The 24,996-nt window shown below is 59.6% G+C and carries 26 protein-coding genes; 11 read left to right on the forward strand and 15 right to left on the reverse strand.

Translation table 11 applies throughout. From position 1 onward, the window contains the following. Nucleotides 1-2 precede the first annotated feature (2 nt). Nucleotides 3-368 (reverse strand): hypothetical protein, encoded by a 366-nt coding sequence (locus AC4LE2_RS21620; protein WP_491828301.1) that lies wholly within the window; start codon nucleotides 366-368, stop codon nucleotides 3-5. Nucleotides 369-544: 176 nt separating this feature from the next. Here AC4LE2_RS21620 and AC4LE2_RS21625 point away from each other — a divergent pair, with 176 nt between their 5' ends. Beyond that, nucleotides 545-1,096 carry an arsinothricin resistance N-acetyltransferase ArsN1 family B gene (locus tag AC4LE2_RS21625; RefSeq protein WP_491828302.1) on the forward strand — a complete coding sequence of 184 codons (552 nt, stop codon included), beginning with the start codon at nucleotides 545-547 and terminating at the stop codon, nucleotides 1,094-1,096. A 45-nt stretch (nucleotides 1,097-1,141) separates the two neighbouring features. On the opposite strand, the gene AC4LE2_RS21630 is transcribed toward AC4LE2_RS21625, so the two are convergent. The 9 genes from AC4LE2_RS21630 to AC4LE2_RS21670 form a co-directional block, all read right to left on the reverse strand. Beyond that, on the reverse strand, nucleotides 1,142-2,329 hold the full coding sequence (locus AC4LE2_RS21630; protein WP_491828303.1) for an MFS transporter: 1,188 nt from the start codon (nucleotides 2,327-2,329) through the stop codon (nucleotides 1,142-1,144). Beyond that, complete coding sequence (locus tag AC4LE2_RS21635) at nucleotides 2,329-3,396, reverse strand: ArsO family NAD(P)H-dependent flavin-containing monooxygenase (RefSeq protein ID WP_491828304.1); 1,068 nt, start codon at nucleotides 3,394-3,396, stop codon at nucleotides 2,329-2,331. Before AC4LE2_RS21635 ends, AC4LE2_RS21630 begins: the two co-directional genes overlap by 1 nt. A 39-nt stretch (nucleotides 3,397-3,435) precedes the next feature. Beyond that, a complete protein-coding gene (gene arsC / locus AC4LE2_RS21640; RefSeq protein WP_491828348.1) occupies nucleotides 3,436-3,843 on the reverse strand; it encodes an arsenate reductase (glutaredoxin) in 408 nt (135 codons plus the stop codon). A 41-nt stretch (nucleotides 3,844-3,884) separates the two neighbouring features. Continuing rightward, entirely contained in the window at nucleotides 3,885-4,598 is a 714-nt protein-coding gene (gene arsH, locus AC4LE2_RS21645) for an arsenical resistance protein ArsH (protein ID WP_491828305.1), read from the reverse strand. Nucleotides 4,599-4,645: 47 nt separating this feature from the next. Beyond that, a complete protein-coding gene (locus AC4LE2_RS21650) occupies nucleotides 4,646-5,116 on the reverse strand; it encodes an arsenate reductase ArsC (RefSeq protein WP_491828306.1) in 471 nt (156 codons plus the stop codon). 16 nt (nucleotides 5,117-5,132) lie between these two features. Continuing rightward, nucleotides 5,133-6,416 carry an arsenic transporter gene (locus tag AC4LE2_RS21655; protein ID WP_491828307.1) on the reverse strand — a complete coding sequence of 428 codons (1,284 nt, stop codon included), beginning with the start codon at nucleotides 6,414-6,416 and terminating at the stop codon, nucleotides 5,133-5,135. Nucleotides 6,417-6,441: 25 nt separating this feature from the next. Continuing rightward, the gene (locus AC4LE2_RS21660) at nucleotides 6,442-6,786 is read right to left on the reverse strand and encodes a metalloregulator ArsR/SmtB family transcription factor (RefSeq protein ID WP_491828349.1); all 345 of its coding nucleotides are present in this window, start codon (nucleotides 6,784-6,786) and stop codon (nucleotides 6,442-6,444) included. A 178-nt stretch (nucleotides 6,787-6,964) separates the two neighbouring features. Then, the gene (dmeF, locus tag AC4LE2_RS21665) at nucleotides 6,965-7,912 is read right to left on the reverse strand and encodes a CDF family Co(II)/Ni(II) efflux transporter DmeF (RefSeq protein WP_491828308.1); all 948 of its coding nucleotides are present in this window, start codon (nucleotides 7,910-7,912) and stop codon (nucleotides 6,965-6,967) included. A 17-nt stretch (nucleotides 7,913-7,929) separates the two neighbouring features. Continuing rightward, nucleotides 7,930-8,205: a metal/formaldehyde-sensitive transcriptional repressor gene (locus AC4LE2_RS21670; RefSeq protein ID WP_491828309.1), complete on the reverse strand. Its 276-nt coding sequence runs from the start codon at nucleotides 8,203-8,205 to the stop codon at nucleotides 7,930-7,932. 349 nt (nucleotides 8,206-8,554) lie between these two features. Between AC4LE2_RS21670 and AC4LE2_RS21675 the strand changes: the two genes are divergently transcribed. Beyond that, nucleotides 8,555-8,881 carry a four-helix bundle copper-binding protein gene (locus AC4LE2_RS21675; RefSeq protein ID WP_491828310.1) on the forward strand — a complete coding sequence of 109 codons (327 nt, stop codon included), beginning with the start codon at nucleotides 8,555-8,557 and terminating at the stop codon, nucleotides 8,879-8,881. Between the two features lie 438 nt (nucleotides 8,882-9,319). On the opposite strand, the gene AC4LE2_RS21680 is transcribed toward AC4LE2_RS21675, so the two are convergent. Together AC4LE2_RS21680 and AC4LE2_RS21685 are read right to left on the reverse strand one after the other, a co-directional pair. Further along, complete coding sequence (locus tag AC4LE2_RS21680) at nucleotides 9,320-9,472, reverse strand: DUF305 domain-containing protein (protein ID WP_491828311.1); 153 nt, start codon at nucleotides 9,470-9,472, stop codon at nucleotides 9,320-9,322. A 6-nt stretch (nucleotides 9,473-9,478) separates the two neighbouring features. Beyond that, complete coding sequence (locus AC4LE2_RS21685; RefSeq protein ID WP_491828312.1) at nucleotides 9,479-9,829, reverse strand: hypothetical protein; 351 nt, start codon at nucleotides 9,827-9,829, stop codon at nucleotides 9,479-9,481. 214 nt (nucleotides 9,830-10,043) lie between these two features. On the opposite strand from AC4LE2_RS21685, the gene AC4LE2_RS21690 reads away from it, so the two are divergent. The 5 genes from AC4LE2_RS21690 (at nucleotide 10,044) to copD (ending at nucleotide 14,587) form a co-directional block, all read left to right on the forward strand. Continuing rightward, nucleotides 10,044-10,247, forward strand: a complete 204-nt coding sequence (locus AC4LE2_RS21690) for a co-regulatory protein PtrA N-terminal domain-containing protein (protein WP_491828313.1) — start codon at nucleotides 10,044-10,046, stop codon at nucleotides 10,245-10,247. A 129-nt stretch (nucleotides 10,248-10,376) separates the two neighbouring features. Then, nucleotides 10,377-12,257 (forward strand): copper resistance system multicopper oxidase, encoded by a 1,881-nt coding sequence (locus tag AC4LE2_RS21695; protein WP_491828314.1) that lies wholly within the window; start codon nucleotides 10,377-10,379, stop codon nucleotides 12,255-12,257. A 5-nt stretch (nucleotides 12,258-12,262) separates the two neighbouring features. Next, nucleotides 12,263-13,204 (forward strand): copper resistance protein B, encoded by a 942-nt coding sequence (locus AC4LE2_RS21700; protein ID WP_491828315.1) that lies wholly within the window; start codon nucleotides 12,263-12,265, stop codon nucleotides 13,202-13,204. 61 nt (nucleotides 13,205-13,265) lie between these two features. Then, a complete protein-coding gene (gene copC, locus AC4LE2_RS21705; RefSeq protein WP_491828316.1) occupies nucleotides 13,266-13,649 on the forward strand; it encodes a copper homeostasis periplasmic binding protein CopC in 384 nt (127 codons plus the stop codon). A 2-nt stretch (nucleotides 13,650-13,651) separates the two neighbouring features. Beyond that, nucleotides 13,652-14,587, forward strand: a complete 936-nt coding sequence (gene copD / locus AC4LE2_RS21710) for a copper homeostasis membrane protein CopD (RefSeq protein WP_491828317.1) — start codon at nucleotides 13,652-13,654, stop codon at nucleotides 14,585-14,587. 86 nt (nucleotides 14,588-14,673) lie between these two features. Here the strand turns inward: copD and AC4LE2_RS21715 are convergent, their stop codons facing one another. Then, a complete protein-coding gene (locus tag AC4LE2_RS21715; RefSeq protein WP_491828318.1) occupies nucleotides 14,674-15,120 on the reverse strand; it encodes a DUF411 domain-containing protein in 447 nt (148 codons plus the stop codon). A 613-nt stretch (nucleotides 15,121-15,733) separates the two neighbouring features. Here AC4LE2_RS21715 and AC4LE2_RS21720 point away from each other — a divergent pair. The 3 genes from AC4LE2_RS21720 to AC4LE2_RS21730 are packed head-to-tail and all read left to right on the forward strand — an operon-like array spanning nucleotide 15,734 to nucleotide 21,587. Continuing rightward, nucleotides 15,734-16,996 (forward strand): TolC family protein, encoded by a 1,263-nt coding sequence (locus AC4LE2_RS21720; protein WP_491828319.1) that lies wholly within the window; start codon nucleotides 15,734-15,736, stop codon nucleotides 16,994-16,996. Continuing rightward, entirely contained in the window at nucleotides 16,993-18,447 is a 1,455-nt protein-coding gene (locus tag AC4LE2_RS21725) for an efflux RND transporter periplasmic adaptor subunit (RefSeq protein WP_491828320.1), read from the forward strand. The genes AC4LE2_RS21720 and AC4LE2_RS21725 overlap by 4 nt, the downstream gene beginning before the upstream one ends. Then, on the forward strand, nucleotides 18,444-21,587 hold the full coding sequence (locus tag AC4LE2_RS21730) for an efflux RND transporter permease subunit (protein ID WP_491828321.1): 3,144 nt from the start codon (nucleotides 18,444-18,446) through the stop codon (nucleotides 21,585-21,587). The genes AC4LE2_RS21725 and AC4LE2_RS21730 overlap by 4 nt, the downstream gene beginning before the upstream one ends. A gap of 86 nt (nucleotides 21,588-21,673) precedes the next feature. Here the strand turns inward: AC4LE2_RS21730 and cueR are convergent, their stop codons facing one another. Beyond that, a complete protein-coding gene (gene cueR, locus AC4LE2_RS21735; RefSeq protein ID WP_491828322.1) occupies nucleotides 21,674-22,072 on the reverse strand; it encodes a Cu(I)-responsive transcriptional regulator in 399 nt (132 codons plus the stop codon). Further along, entirely contained in the window at nucleotides 22,069-24,453 is a 2,385-nt protein-coding gene (locus AC4LE2_RS21740) for a heavy metal translocating P-type ATPase (protein ID WP_491828323.1), read from the reverse strand. The genes cueR and AC4LE2_RS21740 overlap by 4 nt, the downstream gene beginning before the upstream one ends. A 157-nt stretch (nucleotides 24,454-24,610) precedes the next feature. On the opposite strand from AC4LE2_RS21740, the gene AC4LE2_RS21745 reads away from it, so the two are divergent. Beyond that, nucleotides 24,611-24,808 carry a heavy-metal-associated domain-containing protein gene (locus AC4LE2_RS21745; protein ID WP_005782520.1) on the forward strand — a complete coding sequence of 66 codons (198 nt, stop codon included), beginning with the start codon at nucleotides 24,611-24,613 and terminating at the stop codon, nucleotides 24,806-24,808. Nucleotides 24,809-24,996: the final 188 nt, after the last annotated feature.

Below are 24,996 nucleotides of genomic sequence, written 5' to 3' on the forward strand. Positions count from 1 at the left end.
CCTCAGGGATGGCGTGGAAGGCGCGCTGCCGACGGCGTGCCGTGGTACGCATGCTCATAGATCGCGGCGCTGTTGCCGGCGGCTTCACGGGCCATGGCGGTGACAAGCCGGTCTTTAAGCCGCTTCACTTCGGTTTCAAGCTCGCCAATCCTGGTCTGCTGCTGCTTGATTCGCTGCTGATCGCTGTCGTGCCGGGTCACCAGCTGCGCGATCCGGCGCCGACTATTCGTAAGCTCGCGGCACGTCTCGTCCAGTTCATGATTGAGCAACGTGCCGTGGTGTTTCCACGCGGCGAGCAGGGACGGGATACCGAGGGAAAACGCGTCCTGGTCAGGGTCAGGCAGTGAGTTCGAGGGCTGTTCGTCCATGTCGGCTTTCCGTTTTAGTGTATGGATGTACAGTGTAACCCTAAGTGCAGGTCTTGGAATGGCCTCTTGGCTGCCATCCAGAACGGAAGGATGCGCGCTCATGCGCGGGTATGATTTTTCATCCTCAACGCGATCCAAAAAGGTACCGTTCCATTTTTGGACAGGGACGACCTCCAGTGGCTTTAAGCATTCGTACGGCGGTGGAAGCAGACGCCGTCGCCATCCAGCACATTTACGCACCTGTGGTTCTGGAAACGGCGATTTCCTTTGAAGAGATCCCTCCAACCGTTCAGGAAATGGCTCAGCGGATAGCGACAACGCTTCGCACCTACCCCTACCTGGTGGCCGAGGAGGATGGGGTCATCAAGGGGTACGCGTACGCCAGCCAACACCGGGCTCGCCCGGCCTACCGGTGGGCCGTGGACGTGACGGTGTACATCGCCGAATCGACCCGCCGTCAGGGCATTGGCCGTCAGCTCTACGAAGCGTTGCTTCCGATGCTTGAACAGCAGCGGTTTCGAGCCGCCTACGCAGGGATCGCGCAACCCAATCGAGGGAGCGTCCGTTTGCACGAGGCGTTGGGGTTCGTGCACATCGGTACCTACCCGGAGGTGGGTTTCAAGCTGGGCCAATGGCACGACGTTGGCTATTGGCGGCGCGGGCTGTGCCCGTTAACTCCACCGCTGGAGCCGGTACTGTTCCCCGACCTGGAGCGCACATCAAGGTAGGCCAACCCGGCACCCTTAGTCTGCGAAGCGGGCTACGGCAGGTAGTCAGACCTGCGTCGGTTCGAATGCCCTTAACCGAGTGAATGCCACCACCGCGCCAAGGCCCAAAAGGCCGGCCATGATCCCGATCAGCCAGCCCGGGCCCAGTTGTTCCAGGATGTACGCACAGGCCAGCGGCGCCGCTGCCTGGGCGATCAGCACCGGTCGCGCGATCAACCCCAGGTGTTTGCCCAATTGGGCGCTGCCCAACAGGGTCAGGGGCACGGTGCCCCTGGCGATGGTCATGATCCCATTGCCGGCGCCGAAGGCAACGACGGCCACCAGCGACAGCGTTACCAGGCCCGGCCCCAACCCAAGAAGGCCGGCAATACAGGCCAGCATGCCTAACCTGGCGATCCAGACCGGGTGGGCCTTGCGGCCGAATACATACTCCAGCAGGCGAGCAACCACCTGCGAAGGCCCCATCAATGCACCGAGCGTTACCGCCAACGCTGCCGGGATCCCCTGGCCCTGCAGGATGACCAGCAAGTTCACCGCCAAGGCCGACATCACGAAGGCATGCAGGGTGAACAGCACCGCGATCCAGGCGAGATGTGGGCTGGCTTGCGCGTTGGTGGGATTGATCGCGGTGGCTGTGGCAGGTGGTCTCGGCGCCGGCGACGGCACCGTGAACAGGTGAAGCGGTAGACCGACCAGCAGGTGGATGACCGCCAACACCCTGCAGGTGGTCTGCCATCCATGGTTCGCCTCCATGGCCGCGAGGAAGGGCCAGGCCAGCGTACTGGCGAAGCCGGCAACCAGGGTCAGGCCCGTCATTGAGGATCTGGCCCTGGAGCCCATCAGGCGCCCCAGCGTCGCAAATCCCGCGTCGTACAGCCCCGCCGCCATGCCCAACCCCAGGACCGTCCAGGCGGCATAGTAGGCGATCAAACCGGAGGCCGCCGACATCATGGCCAGGCCCAGGGCCAGCAAAACAGAGCTGCCCGCGAGCACCCACTTGCCCCCGAATCTATCGATGGTCCGGCCCACCAGCGGTGCGCACACGCCGGCCACCAGCAGGGCCCAGGACAGGGCACCCACCACCGCAGGCACCGAGGCGTTCAGCGAATAGGCCACCGGCACCGCCAACACGGCCGGCAGGTAAAAGGTCGAGCCCCACGCCAGGATCTGGTTGCAGCCCAGTGCCCCTATCAAGGTTGCGTGACGGCGTCTTGATAGGGACAGGGCAGGCATCAGTCGGCCCCGGTAAGGTCGTGCCGCACCTGCCTGACCACGTCCCGAGCGGTCCGGGTCACCCCGATCAAGGTCGCGGAGGCGAGCCCTGTCCAGTCGCCATAGCCCACCAGCCATAGATTGGGTAACTCAACGCTCCGGTTCGCGGCCACCGCGACCTTGCCGTCCTCGCCGACGATCCCCAGGCTGGTCAGGTGGTCGAGCGCCGGGGAGAAGCCGGTGCACCAGATCACCGCGTCCACCGGCGTCTCTTCACCCGAGGGCCAGACCACGCCGGTGGAGGTGAACCGGGTGAAGGGCCGTACCGCGTGCAACACCCCGCGTTCGCGGGCGTCCTTGACCGACGGCACCATCACGATGTCGCCCAGCCCGCCGGTGAGCGGCGGCGGTTCCTGGCCCGCTTGCTGGGCTTTCAACCGCGCGGTGGCTCGTTCAAACAGGACCCGACCATCGACCTCATCGGGCAGGTAGTTGGGCGGCGCCTGCGTCACCCAGGTCGCCTGGGCGACCTTCGACACTTCCGCGTAAATCTGAGCACCCGAGTTGCCCCCGCCGACGACCAGCACGCGTTGCCCTTCGAACACCTCGGGCCCCACATAGTGCGCCGAATGCAGCTGCTGCCCTTCGAACAGTGCTTGCCCTGGATAGGCCGGGAGGACCGGCCGGCTCCAGGTGCCGGTGGCACTGATGACGGCCTTGGCGTCCCAGAAACGGTCCTGTGAAACGACCCGCAATCCCCCCGCGATCTTTTCCACCCGGGTCACCCGCGTGGAATGCAGGAGGGGAAAGGTGTACCGCTGCTCGTAGCGAGTCAGGTAGTCAATCACCTCGTCGCGCCCCGGCGTCCCCTCGGCCATGGCGGGCATCGGCCAGCCGGCAATCGAACTCCAGGCCGCAGGGGAAAACAGCCGCAGCGACGCCCACCCATGACGCCAGGCCCCTCCGGGGCCCGGCTCGGCATCGAGCACCACATAGGACAGGCCGGTGCGCTTCAAAAAATAGGCCACGGTGAGGCCCGATTGGCCACCGCCAATGACCACCACGTCCACGTTTTTGGCTTGATCCATGCTACCCCCGTTCAACGCCCTGGCCTTGCCTGCTTCGCTTCAGACCCGGCGGCCGTGTTCATCAATGACCACCTCTCCGTCTTCCTTGACGAAGCGGCCCCGTTGCGGCTGCTGCAGCAGGTCCAGGACCGCTTCGGAAGGCCGGCACAGGCGGGTGCCCAGGGGGCTGACCACGATCGGGCGATTGATCAGGAGGGGATGTTCCAGCATGGCCTCGATGAGCTGTTCATCGGTCAAGGCCGGATCGTCCAACCCCAGTTCTTCGTAAGGGGTGCCCTTGATCCGCAGCAGCGGTCGCGCGCCGGTCCCCATCGCCTCGATCAGCCCGACCAGGGTCGCGCGATCCGGCGGGGTCTTGAGGTATTCGATCACGGTGGGCTCTTCGCCGCTGTTGCGGATCAGCGCCAAGGTATTGCGGGAAGTGCCGCATTGCGGGTTGTGGTAGATCGTGACCTGACTCCTGGGGCGAGCTTCGCCGTAGACACGCGCTAAATGGAACGCTGATTGACGCGTTTGGAGAGCTCTTCAGCGGACTCCTTGCGTTCGGAGTAGCGATCAACCAGGTAATCCTGACGATCCCGCAACAGCAGCGTGAACTTCATCAGCTCCTCCATCACGTCCACCAGGCGGTCGTAATAGGACGAAGGTTTCATCCGCCCGGCCTCATCGAACTCCGTGAAGGCTTTGGCCACCGAGGACTGGTTCGGGATGGTGAACATGCGCATCCACCGGCCCAACACGCGCAGCTGGTTGACCACGTTGAAGGACTGCGAGCCTCCGCACACCTGCATCACGGCCAGGGTTTTTCCCTGGGTCGGCCGCACCGCGCCGAGGGCCAGCGGCACCCAGTCGATCTGCGCCTTGAACACCGCGCTCATCGCGCCGTGCCGTTCAGGCGAGCACCACACCTGCCCTTCCGACCACTGCATCAGTTCGCGCAGCTCCTGCACCTTGGGGTGGGAGTCGGGGGCATCGTCCGGCAGCGGCAGGCCGGAGGGATCGAAGATGCGGGTTTCGGCGCCGAATTCTTCCAGCAGGCGCGCCGCCTCCTGAGTCACCAGGCGGCTGAACGAGCGTTCCCGCGTCGAGCCGTACAGGAGCAGAATCCGGGGCTTGTGAAGCGACGGGGTGGCCGGTGTCAGCTGCTCCAGCGTCGGGAGGTCGAGCAGGTCCGCCTGCACGTTGGGTAAGGTGTCTTGCATAGCACTCTCCTAAAGCTGCGTCCTGCGGGCACAGCCTTGGTTGATCTTCAAAGCGTTCCGATACGGCCCAGCTCGGCTTTCAACTGCTCATCGCTCAGCGTTGCGAAGGGCAGCGCCAGGAAGGCGCGCACGCGTTCCTGGATCTTGGCCAGGGTGGTGGCGAATGCCGCTTCGATGTCAGCCTCCGAGCCAGTGGCTTCCGAGGGATCAGCCAGGCCCCAATGCGCTTTCAAGGCCGGGCCGAAGAAGAGGGGGCAGGCTTCGCCAGCGGCGCGGTCACAGACGGTGATCACGATGTCCGGCGGTGCGCTTTCAAAGGCGTCCGACGCCTTGCTGCTCAAGCCGGCCGTAGGAATGCCGGCAGCTTCCAGCGTGTGCAGCGCGCGCGGGTTGACCCGACCGCTGGGAAAACTGCCCGAGCTGACCGCTTCGAAGCCGGCCGGGGCCAGGTGATTGAACACCGCTTCGGAGAGGATGCTGCGGCAGCTGTTGTGGGTGCACATGAACAGGACTTTCATCAGAGGATTCCTTGGTTCAGATACTCAGGCGCAGGGCCAAAGCACAGAGGGTGGCGACGAGAATGGGCAGGGTCAGCACGATTCCGGTCTTGAAGTAGTAACCCCAGCTGATGGTGATGCCCCGCTTGGCCAGCACATGCAGCCACAACAGCGTGGCCAGGCTACCAATCGGCGTGATCTTCGGGCCCAGGTCGCAGCCGATGATGTTGGCGTACACCATGGCCTGCTGGACCACGCCATCGACGCTGGCGGCATGGATGGACAAGGCGCCGACCAACACCGTCGGCATGTTGTTCATGATCGAAGACAGGAAGGCGGTCAGCAGCCCCGTGCCCAGCGACGCGCCCCAGAGGCCGTAGCCGGCAAAGACGTTGAGCAGGTGCGCGATGTAGTCCGTCAGGCCCGCGTTTTTCAGGCCGTAGATCACCAGGTACATGCCCAGGGAGAAAATCACCACCTGCCAGGGTGCGCCCTTGAGCACCTTGCCGGTGTTGATCGCATGACCCCGGGCCGCGATCACATACAGCACGAACGCGCACACCGCTGCGATGGCACTGATCGGCACGCCCAGCGGCTCGATCACGAAGAAGCCGATCAACAGCACCGCCAAGACCCACCAGCCGGCAATAAACGTTGGTCGGTCGCGGATTCCGTCATCAGGGTGATGCAGCTGCGCCAGGTCGTAGGTGTTGGGCAACTCCTTGCGAAAGAACCACAGCAGCATCAGCAAGGTCGCTGCCACGCTGACCAGGTTCACGGGGACCATGACGGACGCGTATTCACTGAAGCCGATATTGAAGTAGTCCGCCGAGACGATGTTGACCAGGTTCGACACCACCAACGGCAAGCTCGCCGTGTCCGCGATAAAACCGGCCGCCATGACAAAGGCCAGGGTAGCGGCCGGGGAAAAGCGCAGCGCCAAGAGCATCGAGATGACGATCGGGGTAAGGATCAACGCGGCGCCGTCATTGGCAAACAGGGCGGATACCGCCGCGCCCAGGAGGATGATGAAGGCGAACAGCTTGCGTGTGCTGCCCCCTCCCCAGCGCGCGACATGCAACGCGGCCCATTCGAAAAACCCGGCCTCATCCAGCAACAGGCTGATGATGATGACCGCGATGAAGGTTGCGGTGGCATTCCAGACGATGTGCCACACCTGAGGGATGTCGCCCACGCTGACCACACCGGTCAACAGGGCCAGCACGGCGCCAAAGGTTGCGCTCCAGCCCACCCCCAGCCCCCGGGGTTGCCAGATGACGAGCACGATGGTGGCTATAAAAATCAGTACGGCAGTCAGCATTTCGGTCACTCGGTTGGGACGTGATTCAGCTGCACACGGCCTGGTTGACGGGACGGTCGTTCATGCCGCACAGGCGTTTGGCCTCGGTTTCCAGCCATTGCTGGTTAGCGTCCACCACGTCTTTAAGCACGGCGGTGACCCAGGCGGGCAACTCGGGATGCAAGCGGTAGTACACCCACTGGCCTTGGCGGCGATCCATCAGCAACCCCGACGAACGCAGCAGGGCCAGGTGACGGGAAATCTTCGGCTGGTTCAGGTCCAGCGCGGCGGTGAGTTCGCACACACACAACTCGCCCTGGCTCACGATCAGCAAGGTGATTTTGGTCCGGGTATCGTCGGCAAGGCATTTGAATAACGCCGTCGGGGTCATGGCGGTTAGGGCAGACATGACAGGCTCCATTACATATGAGAATCCAAATATACGCATTTTCATATATATGAGATAGCGAATATTTTCGCTATCTGACAGAAAAAACCGCCCTAAAAGGCGGTTTTCGTTCCAGCGGGGTAGTTGCTCTTTGGGGCTGCTACCGTAATGGACAAGGTAATTACGCTGTAGAAGACATGGCTCGATACTCAACAGTGAGGTGGCCGACTTCGTGGACAGGCTTCAACCGCTCACGGATGCTATCTGCGTCCATGGTGGATTCACCAAGCACGCTGACAATGGCGGCATGAGCCGCTGGGCCGACGCGCCAGACATGCAGGTCGGTAATTTTGGCGTCGCCAGGCTGTTCAACCAGCTCGCGGATTTCTGCCGCAACGTGCTGGTCCGTCTCATCCAGAAGAACACTGGCGGTCGCCCTCATCAGGCTCCATGCCCACCGTGCGATCACAATGGCCCCGACGACACCCATGGCCGGGTCAAGCCAGACCCACCCGAGGTAGCGCCCAGCCAGTAGGGCGGCGATGGCCAGGACAGACGTTAGGGCATCGGCGATGACGTGTACGTAGGCAGACCTAAGGTTGTTGTCAGCGCCCTGGTGGGCCTTGTGATGAGCGTGGTCATGGTCTTGGTGGTGGTCATGGTCATGACCATGGTGGTGACCGTGCCCCAGCAACACCGCGCTGAGGACGTTCACGGCCAGGCCCACAATGGCGATGAGGGTGGCCGTTCCAAATTGAACATCCGCAGGCTGGAGCAAGCGAATCACGGACTCTATGCCTACCCCCAAGGCGACCAGCCCCAAAATCAGGGCCGAGGCAAAGCCTCCCAAATCACCCACCTTACCCGTGCCAAAGCTATAGCGCGCGCTGGATGCATGGCGCTTGGCATACGCGTATGCGCCAGCAGTGATACCCAGGGCGCCGGCATGGGTTGCCATATGAAACCCATCCGCGAGCAGGGCCATGGAGCCGGTGATGTACCCGGCTGCAATCTCTCCGATCATCATGACGACGGTGAGCATCACGACCCAGAGGGTGCGTTTTGCATTTTCATCGTGTGTTGATCCGAGGAAGACGTGCTCGTGTGTAAATCGGGTACTGCTGTTCATATTCAGGCCTGCGTTCGTCACTTGGAGTAGCGTCGAATGGCTTCTAAGAGTTCCTCGACGCCTTTATTGCGTTCCTGCTCGCTCAGGGCGGGGTTCGCCACGTGCTCCCTGGCGTGATCCTCAATGATTTCGTCCATCAGCCCATTGATGGCCCCGCGTGTGGCGGCCACCAAATGAAGGGTCTTTGCACAGTCATGATCGGATTCCAGCGCCCTTTCGATGGCCTGGATTTGTCCCGCGATCCGTTTGACGCGCTTGAGTAAATCGTCTTTGTTTGATGCTAAATGACCCATACCATACCCCCCTTACCTATATAAAGGATGACATACGTGCATTTTCCGGCGCAAGGGCGACAGGCGCAGCATTCACTGCTGCGCGTTCAGTGTTGAAGGGCCGCTTGCGGGTAGTTACGCCTGAGGCCAAGGAACAGGGTTACCGTCCTATGGCATGCTTTACGATCGCGCTATGACCCAGTTGGTGTACCCCCACGCGATGGCGCAGCGCGGCCCCAAGCCCAACCTTACAGAAACGTAATTAAACTTTAGAAACCTCTAACCACCAGGCTGAGTCGGACCTCATGTGCCTTGGAAAAAGGCATTGGATGTAAACGCGAGAATCGACCGCCAACCTCGGAGATAACTCATGAACAGTGGTTATGATGATTGCATTGAGGAATGCCTGCGCTGCGCTCTTGCCTGTGAACGCTGCGCTTCAGCCTGCTTGCAAGAGCAGGATGTTCAAATGATGGCTAACTGCATAAAACTGGACAGGGATTGCGCCGACATGTGCAAGCTCGCGGCAACGCTGATGGCGCGCCAGAGCCCCCTAGCGAAGGAATTCTGTGCCCTTTGCGCAAAGGCCTGCAAAGCTTGTGGTGATGAGTGCGGCAAGCACGACGCCGACCATTGCCAGAATTGCGCCAAGGCCTGCCACGCCTGCGCCCAGGCCTGCGAGGCCATGGCGGCTTGAGTTCCGGTCCCGGCAAGGAGCATAAAGACCACGGGAGGGTTGCCGAGCCGACAGCGCACGCCAGCATTACGGGCGATCAGGACGTAGGAGCGTCAGGATGAAGGCCGTTCTGCCACCACAAGCTTGCATCAATAGTCGGCGCGGCAGCAGTTCTATGGCGCGATACTGCTATCGCGACCGGCAAATCGTAGGCACAAAAAAAACCGCCTTAGGAGGGCGGTTTTTGCCTCGAAGCCGGTCACTCGTGCGCATTGGGTGGATACACAAATCTGGTAAATGCGTATGAGTTCCAAGCCACCACCTCGACCTTGATTCATTCCTGTAGGGTCGAGGAAGCCGCTTGGTGTCAAAGCCGAGGTGACTTTTTTATGCATTTCAGCCGCTCTGCTCGCGCTGACCCGCTAAAAAAATCACCATGCGGCGAAAAACCAGCCATCGTCAGTGTTTGCCTAGCCAGGATTTTAGTTCCGCAATACTTTTGCTTTGCTCTTGTATATTTTTTTCAGCCATCTTTTTAATAGCAGGATCTTGAGTATTTTTAAGCACAATCCTGGACATGTCGATAGCGCCTTGATGATGTTCGACCATCATCTGAGCTCAGCTTTTAGACGGGTCAGGCGCCATACCATTCATCATTCCTTTATTCATCTTCTCCATCGCTTGCTTGTATTCTGTGGACGCACCTCCACCCGTCGTGGCCGAAGACATATTGTCAGCACCGCCTTTCTCATTAAAAGCAGCATGGGAATCGTTGTTGTCAGCAAACGACAAAGGAGCTGAACTTAAGAAAAGAATACTTGTAAGAGCGACACTGCTTAGATGCTTATTAAGCATAGTAGACCTCTTGGCGAGCGTTATTCGATTGATATTTGTATCGGCTTCGGCAGTAAGAATATCCGACGTCTTCCGAAGGGTAGCTAAGAAAAGGGCACTGGTAGGGTTTGCCATGATTACATTTCTGTAAGGTTTACGCGAAGAAAAAGCGCAGCCGCTGAAGCTGACCATTTCATCTCAGTGGGCCAAGCGCTGGTTATAGCTGTCCAAACTGTAATCTTCCCCTCAGCTGTCTGAAAGGTACCGGTCCTTAGTATTGCCTCAGCGCCAAACGCGCTCCACCTGAACGGCTAACCCTTACCGGGTACCTTGAACTGAGGATTTACCTATGAATGCTGCCAAAATTCTTCTCGTTACCCTCGCGCTGGGCGCATCTTCCTTGGCACTTGCCGAAGGTGGGAGTGAACGGGTATCTGCTCGCATGGCCGAAGCCCGTGAGACGGCCATGACAGCCCATAACGCTAAAGCCGCTTCGCAGGAGGCTCGGGAAGTGGCGCAAGAAGGGCCAGAAGCGAAGCCAAAGCATTGCTAACCTCTCTGGCAAGCTTACAGAAATGTAATCGCCGTGTTGGTTAGGCTGTGCCACTCTTTGAGATGAATTCGTTCAAGTATTGTTTTCAAGCGCAACCGCAGTAGATTTTTCCAACTATCAGGCAGATATATGCAATCGAAAACGTCGCGACGCACTTTCGTCAAGGGCCTGACGGCCATGGGGGTTCTGGGTGGCCTGGGTCTCTGGCGAAACCCGTCGTGGGCGCTTTCAGGGCCTGGTCAACTGAGCACGCTTACCGGCACTGATTTTGATCTTTCAATCGGTGAGATGCCTGTAAACATTACCGGCAATCCTCGTACGGCAATGGCTATTAACGGTGGGCTTCCGGGGCCCCTATTGCGCTGGAAAGAAGGGGATACTGTAACCCTTAGGGTGCGCAACAAGCTGAGCGACCACACATCGATCCATTGGCACGGTATTCTTTTGCCCCCCAACATGGACGGCGTACCAGGACTAAGCTTCGCCGGCATCGAGCCGGACGGCATGTACGTCTATAAAATCCACGTCAAGCAGAATGGCACTTACTGGTACCACAGCCATTCCGGTTTCCAAGAGCAAGCCGGCGTTTATGGGCCATTAGTGATTGAAGCCAAGGATCCCGAGCCTTTTACGTATGATCGCGACTATGTGGTGATGCTGACTGATTGGACTGACGAAGACCCCGCTTCGTTGATGCGAAAGCTGAAAAAACAATCGGATTACTACAACTATAACAAGCGCACAGTTAGCGATTTTATCGAGGATGTCCACAAGCAAGGCTGGTCAGCGACCGTGGCTGACCGAAAAATGTGGGCTGAAATGAAGATGAACCCCACTGACCTGGCCGATGTGAGCGGGGCTACCTATACCTATCTCCTGAATGGCCATGCGCCGAACACGAACTGGACGGGCGTTTTCCGCCCAGGTGAAAAGATTCGGCTTCGCTTCATTAATGGCTCCTCCATGACGTATTTCGACATGCGTATCCCTGGCTTGAAAATGACGGTGGTCGCCTCGGATGGGCAATACGTAAAGCCAGTCACCGTTGACGAGCTGCGCATCGCGGTTGCCGAGACCTATGACGTCATTGTTGAGCCTACCGAGCAGGCTTACACCTTGTTTGCTCAGTCGATGGACCGTACTGGTTTCGCGCGCGGCACCCTGGCGGTTCGTGAAGGCCTCGTAGCGCCCGTACCGTCGCTTGATCCTCGGCCACTGGTGACCATGGCCGACATGGGTATGGGCGGTATGGATCACGGTTCGATGGGCGACATGGGCAGCATGGAAGGCATGGATCACGGCGCCATGGGCGCAGGTGACATGCAGGGCATGAAGAGTATGTCTGGCGCACCCATGCAGGGCATGGACGGCGGGCAGATGCAGGGCATGGACCATAGCAAAATGGCAGGCATGGACCATGGGGCCATGGGAGACATGGGAGACATGGGAGACATGGCCGGCATGTCAGGCATGGGTGACATGCCGATGCAAGCCCACCCGGTTACCGAGAAGGACAATCCCTTGGTTGACATGCAGGCCATGAGTCCTACGCCAAAATTGGATGATCCCGGATTAGGCCTGCGCAATAACGGTCGTCGGGTGCTTACCTATTCCGACCTGCGAAGCACCTTTGAAGACCCGGACGGCCGAGAGCCCGGGCGAACGATCGAGCTGCACCTCACAGGCCATATGGAAAAATTCGCCTGGTCATTCAATGGGGTCAAGTTCGCCGATGCTGAGCCCCTGCGATTGAAATATGGCGAGCGAGTGCGCGTGGTCCTGGTAAACGACACCATGATGACCCACCCCATTCACCTGCACGGGATGTGGAGCGACCTCGAGGACGAGAACGGCAATTTCATGGTGCGCAAGCACACGATTGACATGCCTCCTGGCTCCAAACGCAGTTATCGAGTCACCGCGGATGCGCTAGGCCGTTGGGCCTATCACTGCCACCTCTTGTTCCACATGGAGATGGGCATGTTCCGTGAAGTCCGGGTAGAGGAATAACAGGTATGGACACATTACTAACCCGTAATGGGGTGCGTCTGGCGGTCACGGCAAGTCTGATGCTGGCCCCATTTGCCTATGTGGCAGCGGAAGACACCATGCAGGGGATGGATCATAGCCAGATGCAGGGCATGGACCACAGCCAGATGCAGGGTATGGATCACAGCTCGATGCAGGGCATGGATGACTCCATGACGAGCATGGCCTCGTCCCCCCAAAAGCCTGCTCCGACTCAGAGCCGTACGCCCATCCCCGCGATTAACGCAGCGGACCGCGCCGCCGTCTATAAATCGGACGCCGGCCACACGGTGCATGATGAGTCGATCAACTACATGCTCCTGTTCGATCAGCTTGAATGGCAGGACGCTAACAGCGGCAGTGTTCTGAACTGGGATTTCACCGGCTGGGCTGGTGGCGACATCGACAGACTGTGGGTGCGCTCGGAGGGTGAGCGGCTCAATGGCAAAACCGAAGAAGCGGAAGTTCAGGCCCTGTGGGGCCATGCCGTTGGCCCCTGGTGGGATGTTGTGACAGGCGTTCGCCAGGATTTCAAGCCAGGAGATCCACAGACCTGGGCCGCTTTTGGTCTCCAAGGTCTGGCGCTGTACAACTTCGAAGCCGAGGCTACGGTCTTTGTTGGCGAAGGTGGCCAAACAGCCATGCGGCTTGAAGGTGACTACGACATCCTTCTGACCAATCGACTCATCCTGCAGCCTACTGCCGAGGTCAATTTCTACGGCAAGAATGACCCACAGAGGGGTACCGGTGCGGGTCTGGCCGAGAGTGAAGTCGGCGTACGATTGCGCTACGAAATCCGCCGCGAGTTTGCCCCTTACATCGGTGTGACCTGGAACCGGTCATATGGGAACACGGCCAATTATGCCCGCGACGAGGGTGAGGATCGTAGTGAAGCCCGCCTGGTCCTGGGCGTGCGCCTGTGGTTCTAACCGCTACATTCACCCAGTAATTACCCCCAATCGAACAGCCATCTGCTGTGAGGAGCGTTTTATGTCTCTCTTGAAGTCCACAGGCATCGCCACCCTTCTGGCTGCCGGCATGCTGGTAAGCGCCCTGGCTCAAGCCCATCCGAAGCTTGTGTCTTCCACGCCTGCGCAAGGGGCTGATGGTGCTGCGCCGGAGAAGGTCGAGCTTCATTTCTCGGAGAACTTGGTCACTCAGTTTTCCGGTGCCAAGCTGATCATGACGGACATGCCTGGCATGCCTAATTCCCCCATGCCGGTAAAAGCAAGCGTGGCCGCTGGCAGCGATCCTAAGACGATGGTCATTACCCCAGCGTCGCCGCTCACAACGGGCAGCTATAAGGTGGAATGGCGCGCGGTCTCGGCCGATACCCATCCCATTACAGGCAACGTCACCTTCAAGGTGAAATAAGCATGGCCGATCCACTCAGCATCGCGCTTCGTTTTGCGCTTTATACCGACCTGATGGTGTTGTTTGGCTTGGCCCTTTTCGGCCTGTACAGCTTGAGGGGAACGGAGCGCCAGTCAGGCGCGGTGCTGAACTTCAAGCTATTACTCACCGGGACAGCCGTGCTGGGAGCGTTGCTGTCCCTTGCCGCGCTGTTGCAGATGACCAAGGCCATGAGTGGCGCTACTGAGTGGGAGGAGCTTTTCCCTCATCTCAAAATGATGCTGGCAGAAACCGAGGTGGGTTTTTCCTGGAACGTACGCATGGCGGCCCTTGCCATGATAGCGGTGGCTGGCCTGTTAACCAGCCGTAGCCCGACAGGCAGCCTTTGGGTGGTCACAGCGCTCAGTGGGGTTGCCTTGGCCACGCTGGCCTGGACGGGCCACGGTGCTATGGACGAAGGAAGTCGCCGTTTCTGGCACTTCTCGAGCGACATCGTGCATTTGTTTGCCGCAGGCGGCTGGGTGGGTGCTCTGGTGGCCTTTGCCTTACTGCTGCGAGCTAAAAAGGTAGATAACCACAGTTCTGTGAAGATCCTGGCGCGGACGCTAACCGGCTTTGAATCGGCAGGTGGTGTCATCGTCGCGACCATCCTGGTCACAGGGATAGTCAACTACCTGTTCATCGTTGGCCCCCAGTTGGACAGCCTGGCTGATACCACGTACGGGCGGTTGCTGATGGCTAAACTGGTGCTGTTTGCGGCAATGATTGGTTTGGCCTCGTTGAACCGCTTTCGGCTCAGCCCTCACCTTGAGCATTCCATTGGGCACGGGGACTACACCGGGGCCGCCAAGGCCTTGCGTTGGAGTATGGCCACAGAGCTTGCTGCAGCGGTGGTTGTTCTTGGGCTGGTCGCCTGGCTGGGTACGCTCAGCCCGGAGGTGGAGATGGCGATGCAATAGTTGCCCTACTGGCTGTGCATTAAGCCTGGCTCAGATGCTAAGAAGAGCCAGGCGACTCCTCTTGCGGAGTGGCTTGTATGGAACCCTTAGGGCCTGGCGTCATACGTTGCGACCGTTTCCTGCGGTCCGGCAACAGTCACCCCAATGACCTTGTAAGCGTGCCGGGCAGTGCCGTGCTCCATGCCCGGCGAACCCAGCGGCATGCCGGGGACCGCAATCCCCACCAGGTCAGTACGTTTGCTCAGCGCTTTGAGCTGTTCTGCCCGCACATGCCCTTCCACAAAGCGACCGTTGATGACGGCGGTATGGCACGAGCGCAGCCCCTGTGGCACACCAAGCTGCCCCTTCACAGCCGCCATGTCTTGCTCCACCTGGTCATTTACCGTGAAGCCCTCAGCCTCCAAATGTTTGATCCAGCCTTTGCAGCACCCGCAATTGGCCTCACGGTGGACATCGACCTTAAGCGTCTCCGCCGCCTGAACGGTACTCGCGATAAGCAGGGCCGCCAAGGTCATGATCGTCTTTCTTTTCATCGTTGCTCCTGATTGAAGGCAGGCCCTTTGGCAAGAGGCTGCTCGAATAGTCACCTGGAATGGAATAGCCCAAGGATATCTTCCAAGCTGCCACGACCCCATTACAATGCTGTAAGCAAGGCGCGCCATAGCTGGCCCAGCAAACGTTTCGCTCTATAATCAGCCTCGGTGACAGCCAATGGTTTGGCTCGGTTCATGGAATCCTATGGCTCGCGTGGTTTTCGTACTTGCGCTTATTCTAAGTCTTCTTCTCCCCGCTTATGGCCAGGGTGGCGGGCCGCTGCCAGCGGAGCCATGTCCAATGCAAGCAGTCCAAAAGCGCGCTCAGACACCGTGTGCGGATATGGAGAAAAAGGCCAAGGATAACCAGACAGCGCCATGCAAATGGGGACAGGATTGCAAAACCAGCTCTCTGATCAGCCTGTTCACCCTACAAATCCCAAAGCCGGGCCCCCTGCCGGTTCACGCCTGCGTAGCTAGGCCAGCGCCTCAAGAGGCCTTCGCTACGCCTTGGCGTCCACCACGCTTCGTGTAATTCCTTTGTCCGAACGCATTACCAACGGCGCAATACCGCCGGGTCTGCGTATACATTGGTTTCGCATGGAGGCAGGTCATGCCTGTTCGTCCCGCTTTTTCCGCTGGCATACCCAGCGCGCTTGCACTCTTGCTGCTTGTAACTGCGGCCCAGCCGGCCCTGGCTGACGCCCTTACTTTCGATTATGCGCTGAAGCTGGCAGAGACAATGGCCCCTGAAAATCTAGCCAGGGCCGCTCAGGTCGCGTCGGCAAATGCCGCCATTCGCCCCGCTGATGCGCTACCTGATCCCAAGCTCTTTCTGGGTATCGACAACTTGCCCGTAGAAGGGCAGCAGCGCTACTCATTGGACGACGACTCAATGACGATGCGTCGGATCGGGGTTATGCAAGAGGTTCCTAACAGCGACAAGCGCCGTGCACGGCGCCATTCGGCTGAAGCCTTCGCTGAGCTTGCGCAAGCCGAGCAGCGCCAGGTTCTGATCAAGGTCAAGCAGGACGTTGCCGCCAGTTGGCTGAAGCTCTTTTATGCTCAGCAACGCTTTTCCGCTTTTGATGACCTGTTGAAACAGCTCAACCTACAACGCTCTACGGTACCTGCGCTGATTGCCGGGGGAACAGCAAAGCCTGCTGATGCTGTGGCGCTCGAACAGGAGACGTTGGACCTTGAAGACAGGCGCGATCAGCTGATCAGTGATGTAGCCGGCGCCAGGGCACAATTGCGCCAGTTCCTGGGTGCGCAAGGTGACCAGCCCTTGGCTGGGTCGGCGCCTGTATTGGAGTGGTCAGCTACTCATAGCCAGCATGGGCTGGCCCATCATCCCGATATCCAGGCCGCCGCCGCTCGGGTCGGTGAGGCCAAGGCGGAGCTGGGCGAAGCAGTCGCCGAGAAAAAGCCCGACTGGGGTGTGGAGCTTGGTTATGGCAACCGCGACAAGCGATTCGGCGATATGGTCAGCCTACAGGTGACGTTCGACCTTCCACTGTTCACCGGGGCCAGGCAAGGGCCGCGAATCACATCAAGGGAAAAGAACCTCTCGCGCATGGAGCAAGAACAGGAAGTGATGCTACGCAGTCACCAGATGGAGTTGGAATCGGGGCTGGCTGAACAGGATCGCTTACGTGCGGTACTCAGGCGAAGCACCGAGAGCGCTATACCGCTGGCCCAGCGTAGGTTCTCCTTGGAAATGGCGGCTTACAAGGCTGGCAGCGCTGACATCGGCACGGTCGTTTCTGCGCGCCGGCAGCTGATTGAAGCGACTTTGCGCAAGGTCGGGTTGGAGGAAGAGCTGTCGGTTCTGACCGCCAAACTCTTCTTTGCCTACGCAGAGGGCGCGCAATGAAGGGCTCATACGTGATGGGTACGTTGTCCGCCGCCTGCCTGGTAGGCGTGGGGGCTCTGCTTGGCTTTTGGCTCGGCACGGCAAGCGAATCGACAGCTGTCGAACCTGGCACTACCACGACCCAAGCGCGCAAGGCGCTGTATTGGTATGACCCCATGAAGCCAGACCAGCATTTTGATAAGCCCGGTCGATCGCCGTTCATGGACATGGCCCTGGTTCCAAAATACGCCGATGAGCAAGCGTCAACATCCTTGGGACTGGCGGCAGGAACAGTGCAAAGCCTGGGTGTTCGAACCGTGCGGGTGCAACGCGGGGCATTGCCATCAAGCATTGATGCCGCTGGCACTTTGGGATACAGCCAGCGGGAGCTGGCCACGGTCCAGGCTCGTGCCGACGCCTACGTTGATAAGGTCTACGGCCGAGCTCCGGGCGACGTATTAGCCGCCGGCACACCGCTTGTAGACCTGCTCATCCCTCAGTGGTCCGCGGCGCAGCTTGAATACCTGGCTGTAAAACAGACCGGAGACTCTCAGCTCACTGCCGCTGCGAAAGAACGCCTTCGCTTGCTGGGAATGCCCGGATCCACCATTGCAGCCGTAGACCGCACCGGGCGAGCGGCTGCCGTACAAACCATCGTGATGCCCATCGCCGGTGAGCTGCTGACCCTCGACGCCAAGGCCGGAATGGCTATCTCCAAAGGCCAGGACCTGGCTCGGATCAATGGGCTTTCGAGGGTATGGCTGGACATCTCCGTACCTGAGGCTCTGACATCCAGTGTGGCGGTGGGCAACCCCATTTCTGCCTTTTTCGTCGCCTGGCCTGGCCAAGCTATACAGGGAAAGATCATTTCCATGTTGCCCTCCGCTGACAGCGCAACGCGGACGGTCACGGTGCGCGCTGAACTACCCAATGCCAACGGGAAGCTTCGTCCAGGCATGTACGCTCAGGTTCGCCTGCAGGGTGAAGAGCAGCCCTCTGTACTCCTAGCCCCGAGCGAAGCCGTAATCCGCAGCGGTAAGCGGTCCTTCGTCATGGTTGCGTTACCCGAGGGGCGATATCGACCGCAGGTGGTCGAACTGGGCAAAGAATCTGGGGGGCAAGCAGAAATCGTCAAGGGCCTGACCGAAGGAGATGAGGTAGTCAGTTCAGGGCAATTTCTGCTTGATTCGGAAGCGAGCCTCCAAGGCCTGCTCGCGCGTGAGGGCCCCTCCGAGGGAGCGCAATGGCACACCAGTACGGGTCAGATCATTGACCTGGACAGCGAGACCGTCACACTGGCCCATGGCCCGTTCCAAAGTCTTGGCATGCCCGGCATGACCATGACCTTCCCACTGGCAAGGCCGGACGTGGCTAAAGGGCTCGAGGTGGGTGATCACGTCGCCATTGGAATTTCCAAAAGCGACGCTGGGCTTATCGTTGAACAGCTCTCCAGGCAGGAGACTGGCCAATGATTCGCCGGCTGATCTACTGGTCTATCGCCAACCGATTCCTGGTGTTGCTAGCTACGCTCGCCGTGGTAGCCGCAGGACTCTGGGCCGTGCGCAACACACCACTGGACGCGCTGCCTGATTTGTCTGATACCCAAGTCATCATTCGAACCAGCTATCCCGGCCAGGCTCCACAGCTTGTGGAGAATCAGGTGACCTACCCTCTGACCACGATGATGCTTTCGGTGCCGGGCGCAAAGACGGTCCGAGGCTACTCGTTCTTTGGCGACTCGTTTGTCTATGTGCTCTTTGAAGACGGGACTGACCTGTACTGGGCGCGATCGAGGGTGCTGGAGTACCTCAGCCAAGCGCAGGCACGCATGCCAAAAGGCGTTACGCCTAGTCTGGGGCCTGATGCAACGGGCGTGGGTTGGATTTACCAATATGCGCTCGTTGACCGCTCGGGTAGCCACGACCTCGCTCAGTTACGGTCGATCCAGGACTGGTTCCTTCGGTACGAGCTCAAGTCCCTCCCTAACGTGGCTGAAGTCGCGACAATCGGCGGCATGGTCAAGCAGTACCAGGTGGTACTCGATCCCCTGAAGCTGGCAGCGTACGGAATAACCCAACAGGAAGTGACCCAAGCCATCCAGGGCGCCAACCAGGAAGCGGGTGGTGCGGTATTGGAGATGGCCGAAAGGGAATACATGGTCAGGGCGTCCGGCTATCTGGAAAGCCTGGAGGACTTCAACAACATTCCTCTTCGGACCTCTCGCAATGGCATCCCGGTGTTGCTCGGGCAAGTTGCCAATATCCAGCTTGGGCCTGAAATGCGGCGCGGCGTTGCTGAGCTGGACGGCAGAGGTGAGGTTGTGGGCGGGGTCATTCTTTTGCGCTCCGGCAAAAATGCACGCGATACCCTGATTGCCGTTAGGGAGAAGCTGGAACACTTGCGCAGCAGCCTGCCGGCTGGGGTTGAAATAGTCACGACCTATGACCGCTCACAGCTTATCGATCGCGCCGTCAGCAATCTGGGTTTCAAACTGCTTGAAGAATTTGGGGTGGTCGCGCTGGTCTGCCTGGTCTTCCTCTGGCACGTACGTTCCTCGCTGGTGGCCATCGTGACCTTGCCCCTGGGCATCTTGGTTGCCTTTCTTGTGATGCACTACCAGGGCGTCAATGCCAACATCATGTCACTGGGGGGGATTGCGATTGCCATCGGAGCGATGGTCGATGCTGCAGTAGTGATGATCGAAAATGCGCACAAACACATCGAAGCGTGGCAGCAGCAGCATCCTGGGGAGCCGCTGGAAGGCCAGGCTCACTGGCACGTAATCGCTCAAGCCGCTGTCGAGATCGGGCCGGCTGTGTTTTTCAGCCTGCTGGTGATTACGTTGTCTTTCTTGCCTGTTTTCACGCTACAGGCCCAGGAAGGCAAGCTATTTGGGCCTCTGGCCTTCACCAAGACCTATGCAATGGCAGGCGCGGCAGGGCTCTCGGTGACGCTGGTCCCCGTGCTGATGGGTTACTGGATCCGGGGAAAGATTCCATCCGAGCATCAGAACCCTCTCAACCGCGGGCTGATCGCGGTGTACCGCCCGGTAATCGACACGGTTCTGGCGTGGCCAAAACTCACCTTGCTTATCGCCGCCCTGGTGTTTTTCTCGACGCTTTGGCCTTTAAGCCGACTGGGGGGAGAGTTTCTTCCTCAAATGGATGAAGGCGATTTGCTGTACATGCCATCGGCCTTGCCTGGTTTATCGGCCAGCAAGGCGAGCCAGCTGCTCCAGCTTACTGACCGAATGATCCTCTCAGTTCCTGAAGTGGAGCGGGTATTCGGCAAGGCGGGACGTGCGGATTCAGCTACCGATCCGGCGCCGTTGGAAATGTTCGAGACTACTGTACGGTTCAAGCCCAGGGAGCAATGGCGAGCCGGGATGACCCCTGAAAAGCTGATCGAGGCGCTGGACAAGGCGGTACAGGTCCCAGGCCTCTCGAACATTTGGGTGCCCCCCATTCGCAACCGCATCGACATGCTTGCCACGGGCGTTAAAAGCCCGGTGGGGATCAAGGTGGCCGGCACCTCGCTTGCGCAGATAGACCAGGCAACTCAACAGATCGAGGCCGTGGCCAAGCAAGTCGCCGGTGTCCAATCCCCACTGGCGGAACGGCTGACAGGAGGACGCTACGTAGACGTACGTATCAATCGCCAAGCCGCAGCGCGTTATGGCATGAATATCAGCGAGGTGCAGGCAGTGGTTTCTGGTGCGATTGGCGGAAGCAACATCGGCGAAGTCGTGGAGGGGCTCGCCAGATACCCTATAAACCTGCGCTACGGGCGCGAATGGCGAGATACGGCACAGGCGCTGAAAGGGCTCCCCGTCGTCACCAGCAGCGGCCAGCAAATTACCCTATCGATGGTGGCAGATGTCACCATCACCGATGGCCCACCGATGCTGCGTAGCGAAAATGGCAGGCTTTCGGGCTGGGTCTATGTGGACGTGCGTGGCCGCGACCTTGCCACGACAGTAAAAGAGCTTCAGACACAGATAGCATCCAGGGTCCAACTGGCTCCCGGCCTCACTGTCTCGTACTCGGGTCAGTTCGAGTACCTGGAGCGGGCAAACCAGCGCCTGCTGTGGGTGATACCGGCTACCCTGGCGATCATTTTCGTGTTGTTGTACTTCACCTTCGGTACGGCCAGCGAGGCGCTACTCATCATGGCGACGCTGCCTTTTGCGTTGTCCGGCGGAATCTGGCTGTCGTATGTCCTGGGCTATAACCTGTCCATCGCTACAGGCGTGGGCTTCATCGCCCTTGCCGGCGTTTCTGCCGAGTTTGGCGTCATCATGCTGGTGTACCTCCGCAGCGCCTGGTCGCCCCGCCTCGCAGCAGGACATGGAACCGAGCAGGATTTGACAGAAGCTATCAAGGAAGGCGCAGTGCTCAGGGTGAGGCCCAAGGCGATGACGGTGGCCGTGATCATCGCGGGGCTGCTGCCCATACTCTGGGGGTCAGGGGCCGGTTCGGAGATCATGAAGCGCATAGCAGCACCGATGATAGGGGGCATGCTTACCGCACCGCTGCTATCGATGCTACTGATTCCAACATGCTATTTCCTACTCCAGGCTCACCGTATTCAAGCGCGACGACTGAAGATCTGAGTACCTGAACGTACCCTGATTCTAGGTACCGCAACTGCAGGGCGCTTGGCTTAACAAGCTGACTGGCCTGACATCGGGGCTTTGCGCTATTTGCCCTCGACTCCGGCCAACGAGTCGAGAATGGCGCAGGCAGAATCTTTATTGCCCTGGCATTCATTGATCAAGGCCTGCAGCGTGTCGCGCAGGCTGATGAACTCCTCGATTTTGCGGTTCAAGTCCTGCACATGAGCATTGGCCAGCGCTTTGACGTCGGCACTGGCACGGTGTCGGTCGCGTTGCAGTTCGAGCAGGGTGCCGACTTCCTCCAAGGAGAAGCCCAGGTCTCGGGCACGTTTGAGAAAAGCCAAGGTATCCAGATCGGCAGGCCGGTACTGGCGATAACCGCTTGCTGTACGTATGGCAGGCTCAAGCAAACCAATGCTTTCGTAATAGCGCAGCATCTTGGGCGTCAGCCCACTGGCGTGTGCAGCTTGGCTGATGTTCATGGCGTGTCCTCCAATGCCGGTTGCCAGCGTTTGAGCAGCAAGGCATTGCTCACCACGCTTACGCTTGAAAAGGCCATGGCTGCGCCGGCAAAAACCGGATCGAGCAGACCGAACGCTGCCAATGGGATGCCGATCACGTTATAGACGAAGGCCCAGAATAGATTTTGGCGGATTTTGCGGTAGGTGCACCGGGCGATATCCAGCGCTGCCGGTACAAGTCGTGGATCACTGCGCAGTAGTGTGATTCCGGCAGCATGCATGGCCACATCGGTACCGCTGCCCATGGCAATGCCGACATCGGCAGCCGCCAGGGCGGGCGCATCATTGATACCGTCGCCGACCATGGCCACCCGTGTGCCCTTCGCCTTGAGACCTGCAACGACGGCCGCCTTTTCGGCCGGCAGTACCTGGGCATGAATGTTCTCAATGCCCGTCTGAGCAGCGACCTGCCGGGCACTGCTCCAGGTATCCCCGGTAATCAAATGGCTGCTGATCTGACGTGCTGCCAAGGCCGCTACAGCCTGCTGGGCGCCAGGCTTAAGCGCATCGCCAAACGCGAGCAAGGCCAGCACCCTGGGCGCAGCGCCCAGCTCGATCAACCAGGACAAGGTCCGGCCTTCCGCGTCCCATTGCTGAGCGTGTTCAGCTAACGCGCCTGGTTCGAGCCCTAGCTCTTCAAGCCATCGGCCATTGCCCAAGGCAAGCTGCCGGCCTTCGACAGAGCCTTGGACGCCACGACCAGGCAGCGCACGGACGCTGTCAGCCACTGGGGTATCAAGGCCGCGTTCACTACAGGCCGCCAGAACAGCACGACCCAGGGGATGTTCACTACCTCGTTGCAAGCGGCCCGCCAGCGCCAAGGCTTCCGCTTCGGGGATCGAAGCTACCGCCATATGCACCAGGTGGGGCTCCCCTGAGGTGAGGGTACCGGTTTTGTCAAAGGCCACCGCTTGCACGGCATGGGCGACTTCCAGGGTTTGTGCATCCTTGATCAGGATGCCGTGACGTGCCGCAACGCCGGTGCCTGCCATGATTGCAGTTGGAGTGGCCAAGCCCAAGGCACAAGGGCAGGCAATGACCAGTACGGCTACCGCGTTGATCAGCGCCGTCTCCCAGTCGCTCCCTGCCAGCAGCCAGCCCACAAGCGTTAACAGGGCAATGCCGAGCACCACCGGCACAAAAACTTCGCTAACCTTGTCCACCAGGCGTTGGATGGGTGCCTTGGCCGCCTGTGCGTCTTCAACCAGACGAATGATCCGCGCCAGTACGCTCTCTCCCCCAAGGGCTGTGACCTGAACGATCAGCGTGCCTTCACCGTTGATGGAGCCACCAATGACCTTGTCGCCGGCTTGTTTGGCCACCGGGCGGCTCTCGCCACTGATCAGGGCTTCGTCCGCATGGCTGTCGCCTGTCTCAATGAGGCCGTCCACCGGGATGCGCTCGCCGGGCCTGATCCGTACGCGTTCTTTCAGGCGTAAGTCAGCTACCGCAACCTCCTGCTCACGGCCATCAGCTTCCAGACGTAGGGCGCGCTCGGGCCTCAACCCCTGAAGCGCACGTATGGCTTCACCGGTCTGCCGCTTAGCTCGGCTTTCAAGGTATTTGCCCAGACGGACCAGGCCAATCACGACAGCTGCAGCTTCTAGATAAAGGTGGGGGAACTGGCCGGGCACAGCGGCCGCGGCTTGGTAGACGCTCAAGCCATAAGCAGCGCTGGTCCCCAGGGCGACGAGTAAATCCATATTGCCAGTGCGGGCCCGTAGCGCTTTCCAGGCTGCGCGGTAAAAACGGGCACCGAGCAGGAATTGCACCGGTGTGGCCAAAGCGAACTGAAGCCACACCGGCAACATGATGTGAATGCCTAACGGTTGCAGCAGCATGGGCAGCACGAGCGGAGCGGCCAGCAGCAAGGCTGCGATCAACGCCCAGCGCTCCTGTGTGAGTCGAGTATTTTCAGCGGCTGGGACCTTGGTAGTGGGAGGTTGAGCCTGGTAGCCCGCGTCCCTTACGGCGGCGATCAAGGCCTGCACAGACGTGCCTGCTACGGCAGTGACATGGGCCTGTTCGGTGGCCAGATTGACGCTGACCTCGCCCACGCCGGGCACTTTGCGCAAGGCCCGTTCGACACGGTTAACGCAACTGGCACAGGTCATGCCGGTGATGCTCAATACGAGGGTTTCGTCCGGGACTCCGTAGCCGGCGCGGGTAATCGCCTCACGTAAAGCCGGCATGGCGTCCTGCGGCGCTTCAATTCGGGCTTGCTCGTTGGCCAGATTCACACTGGCTTCCTGTACGCCGGCCACTTTCTTCAGCGCACGCTCCACGCGACCGGCACACGCGGCGCAGGTCATCCCTTGGATAGGTAGATTAAATTCAGCCATGGCGGATTCCTCGCTATCAATGAGTAGAGGATCAACCTTGACCTCATGTAAAGGTCAACCTCCAACCGCGCCTAACGCTTCAGAACAGGAGAGGCTTGACCTTGACCTCATGTCAACGTTGAAAGTAGCGCTGCCCCCTATGATTTGGAGACACGCTATGTATCAGTTCAACGTGCAAGGCATGAATTGCGGTCATTGTGTCAAATCGATCACCGCAGCGGTCACGGCTTTGGATAGTGAGGCCACGGTCGATGTGGACTTGGAAAGCCGTACCGTACAGGTTCAAAGCCGCCAGCCAGCGCAGGCCCTGCTCGAAGCAATCCAGGAAAAAGGCTATCCCGCTGAGCTTGCCTGATTCCTGTCCTTCCCTTGGGTTCAGGCTTTCCTAAGACGGTTCTTTTGCAAAAGAAACGGCGCCTGGACAGGCGCCGGAGACCAAGGAGCGGAGGTCTTTGAAGGGAGCTGAGCCCAGACTAGCCCTTGGCAGCTGACGTGCACCTGATTTGCCGATTACATTTGTGTAAGGTGACACCAAACCTATCG

The organism is Pseudomonas sp. 9.3L (assembly GCF_058536285.1).

Excerpts from the sequence above, each read along its gene's own strand:
- AC4LE2_RS21745 (WP_005782520.1), top strand. The coding sequence starts at position 24,611 with ATGTATCAGTTCAACGTGCAAGGCATGAATTGCGGTCATTGTGTCAAA.
- AC4LE2_RS21690 (WP_491828313.1), top strand. The coding sequence starts at position 10,044 with ATGAATGCTGCCAAAATTCTTCTCGTTACCCTCGCGCTGGGCGCATCT.
- AC4LE2_RS21740 (WP_491828323.1), bottom strand. The coding sequence starts at position 24,453 with ATGGCTGAATTTAATCTACCTATCCAAGGGATGACCTGCGCCGCGTGT.
- AC4LE2_RS21630 (WP_491828303.1), bottom strand. The coding sequence starts at position 2,329 with ATGCCTGCCCTGTCCCTATCAAGACGCCGTCACGCAACCTTGATAGGG.
- AC4LE2_RS21715 (WP_491828318.1), bottom strand. The coding sequence starts at position 15,120 with ATGAAAAGAAAGACGATCATGACCTTGGCGGCCCTGCTTATCGCGAGT.
- AC4LE2_RS21695 (WP_491828314.1), top strand. The coding sequence starts at position 10,377 with ATGCAATCGAAAACGTCGCGACGCACTTTCGTCAAGGGCCTGACGGCC.
- AC4LE2_RS21620 (WP_491828301.1), bottom strand. The coding sequence starts at position 368 with ATGGACGAACAGCCCTCGAACTCACTGCCTGACCCTGACCAGGACGCG.
- AC4LE2_RS21675 (WP_491828310.1), top strand. The coding sequence starts at position 8,555 with ATGAACAGTGGTTATGATGATTGCATTGAGGAATGCCTGCGCTGCGCT.
- copC (WP_491828316.1), top strand. The coding sequence starts at position 13,266 with ATGTCTCTCTTGAAGTCCACAGGCATCGCCACCCTTCTGGCTGCCGGC.
- AC4LE2_RS21650 (WP_491828306.1), bottom strand. The coding sequence starts at position 5,116 with ATGAAAGTCCTGTTCATGTGCACCCACAACAGCTGCCGCAGCATCCTC.
- dmeF (WP_491828308.1), bottom strand. The coding sequence starts at position 7,912 with ATGAACAGCAGTACCCGATTTACACACGAGCACGTCTTCCTCGGATCA.
- AC4LE2_RS21725 (WP_491828320.1), top strand. The coding sequence starts at position 16,993 with ATGAAGGGCTCATACGTGATGGGTACGTTGTCCGCCGCCTGCCTGGTA.
- cueR (WP_491828322.1), bottom strand. The coding sequence starts at position 22,072 with ATGAACATCAGCCAAGCTGCACACGCCAGTGGGCTGACGCCCAAGATG.
- copD (WP_491828317.1), top strand. The coding sequence starts at position 13,652 with ATGGCCGATCCACTCAGCATCGCGCTTCGTTTTGCGCTTTATACCGAC.
- AC4LE2_RS21635 (WP_491828304.1), bottom strand. The coding sequence starts at position 3,396 with ATGGATCAAGCCAAAAACGTGGACGTGGTGGTCATTGGCGGTGGCCAA.
- AC4LE2_RS21700 (WP_491828315.1), top strand. The coding sequence starts at position 12,263 with ATGGACACATTACTAACCCGTAATGGGGTGCGTCTGGCGGTCACGGCA.
- AC4LE2_RS21660 (WP_491828349.1), bottom strand. The coding sequence starts at position 6,786 with ATGACCCCGACGGCGTTATTCAAATGCCTTGCCGACGATACCCGGACC.
- AC4LE2_RS21685 (WP_491828312.1), bottom strand. The coding sequence starts at position 9,829 with ATGGCAAACCCTACCAGTGCCCTTTTCTTAGCTACCCTTCGGAAGACG.
- AC4LE2_RS21730 (WP_491828321.1), top strand. The coding sequence starts at position 18,444 with ATGATTCGCCGGCTGATCTACTGGTCTATCGCCAACCGATTCCTGGTG.
- AC4LE2_RS21655 (WP_491828307.1), bottom strand. The coding sequence starts at position 6,416 with ATGCTGACTGCCGTACTGATTTTTATAGCCACCATCGTGCTCGTCATC.
- AC4LE2_RS21720 (WP_491828319.1), top strand. The coding sequence starts at position 15,734 with ATGCCTGTTCGTCCCGCTTTTTCCGCTGGCATACCCAGCGCGCTTGCA.
- arsH (WP_491828305.1), bottom strand. The coding sequence starts at position 4,598 with ATGCAAGACACCTTACCCAACGTGCAGGCGGACCTGCTCGACCTCCCG.
- AC4LE2_RS21670 (WP_491828309.1), bottom strand. The coding sequence starts at position 8,205 with ATGGGTCATTTAGCATCAAACAAAGACGATTTACTCAAGCGCGTCAAA.
- AC4LE2_RS21680 (WP_491828311.1), bottom strand. The coding sequence starts at position 9,472 with ATGATGGTCGAACATCATCAAGGCGCTATCGACATGTCCAGGATTGTG.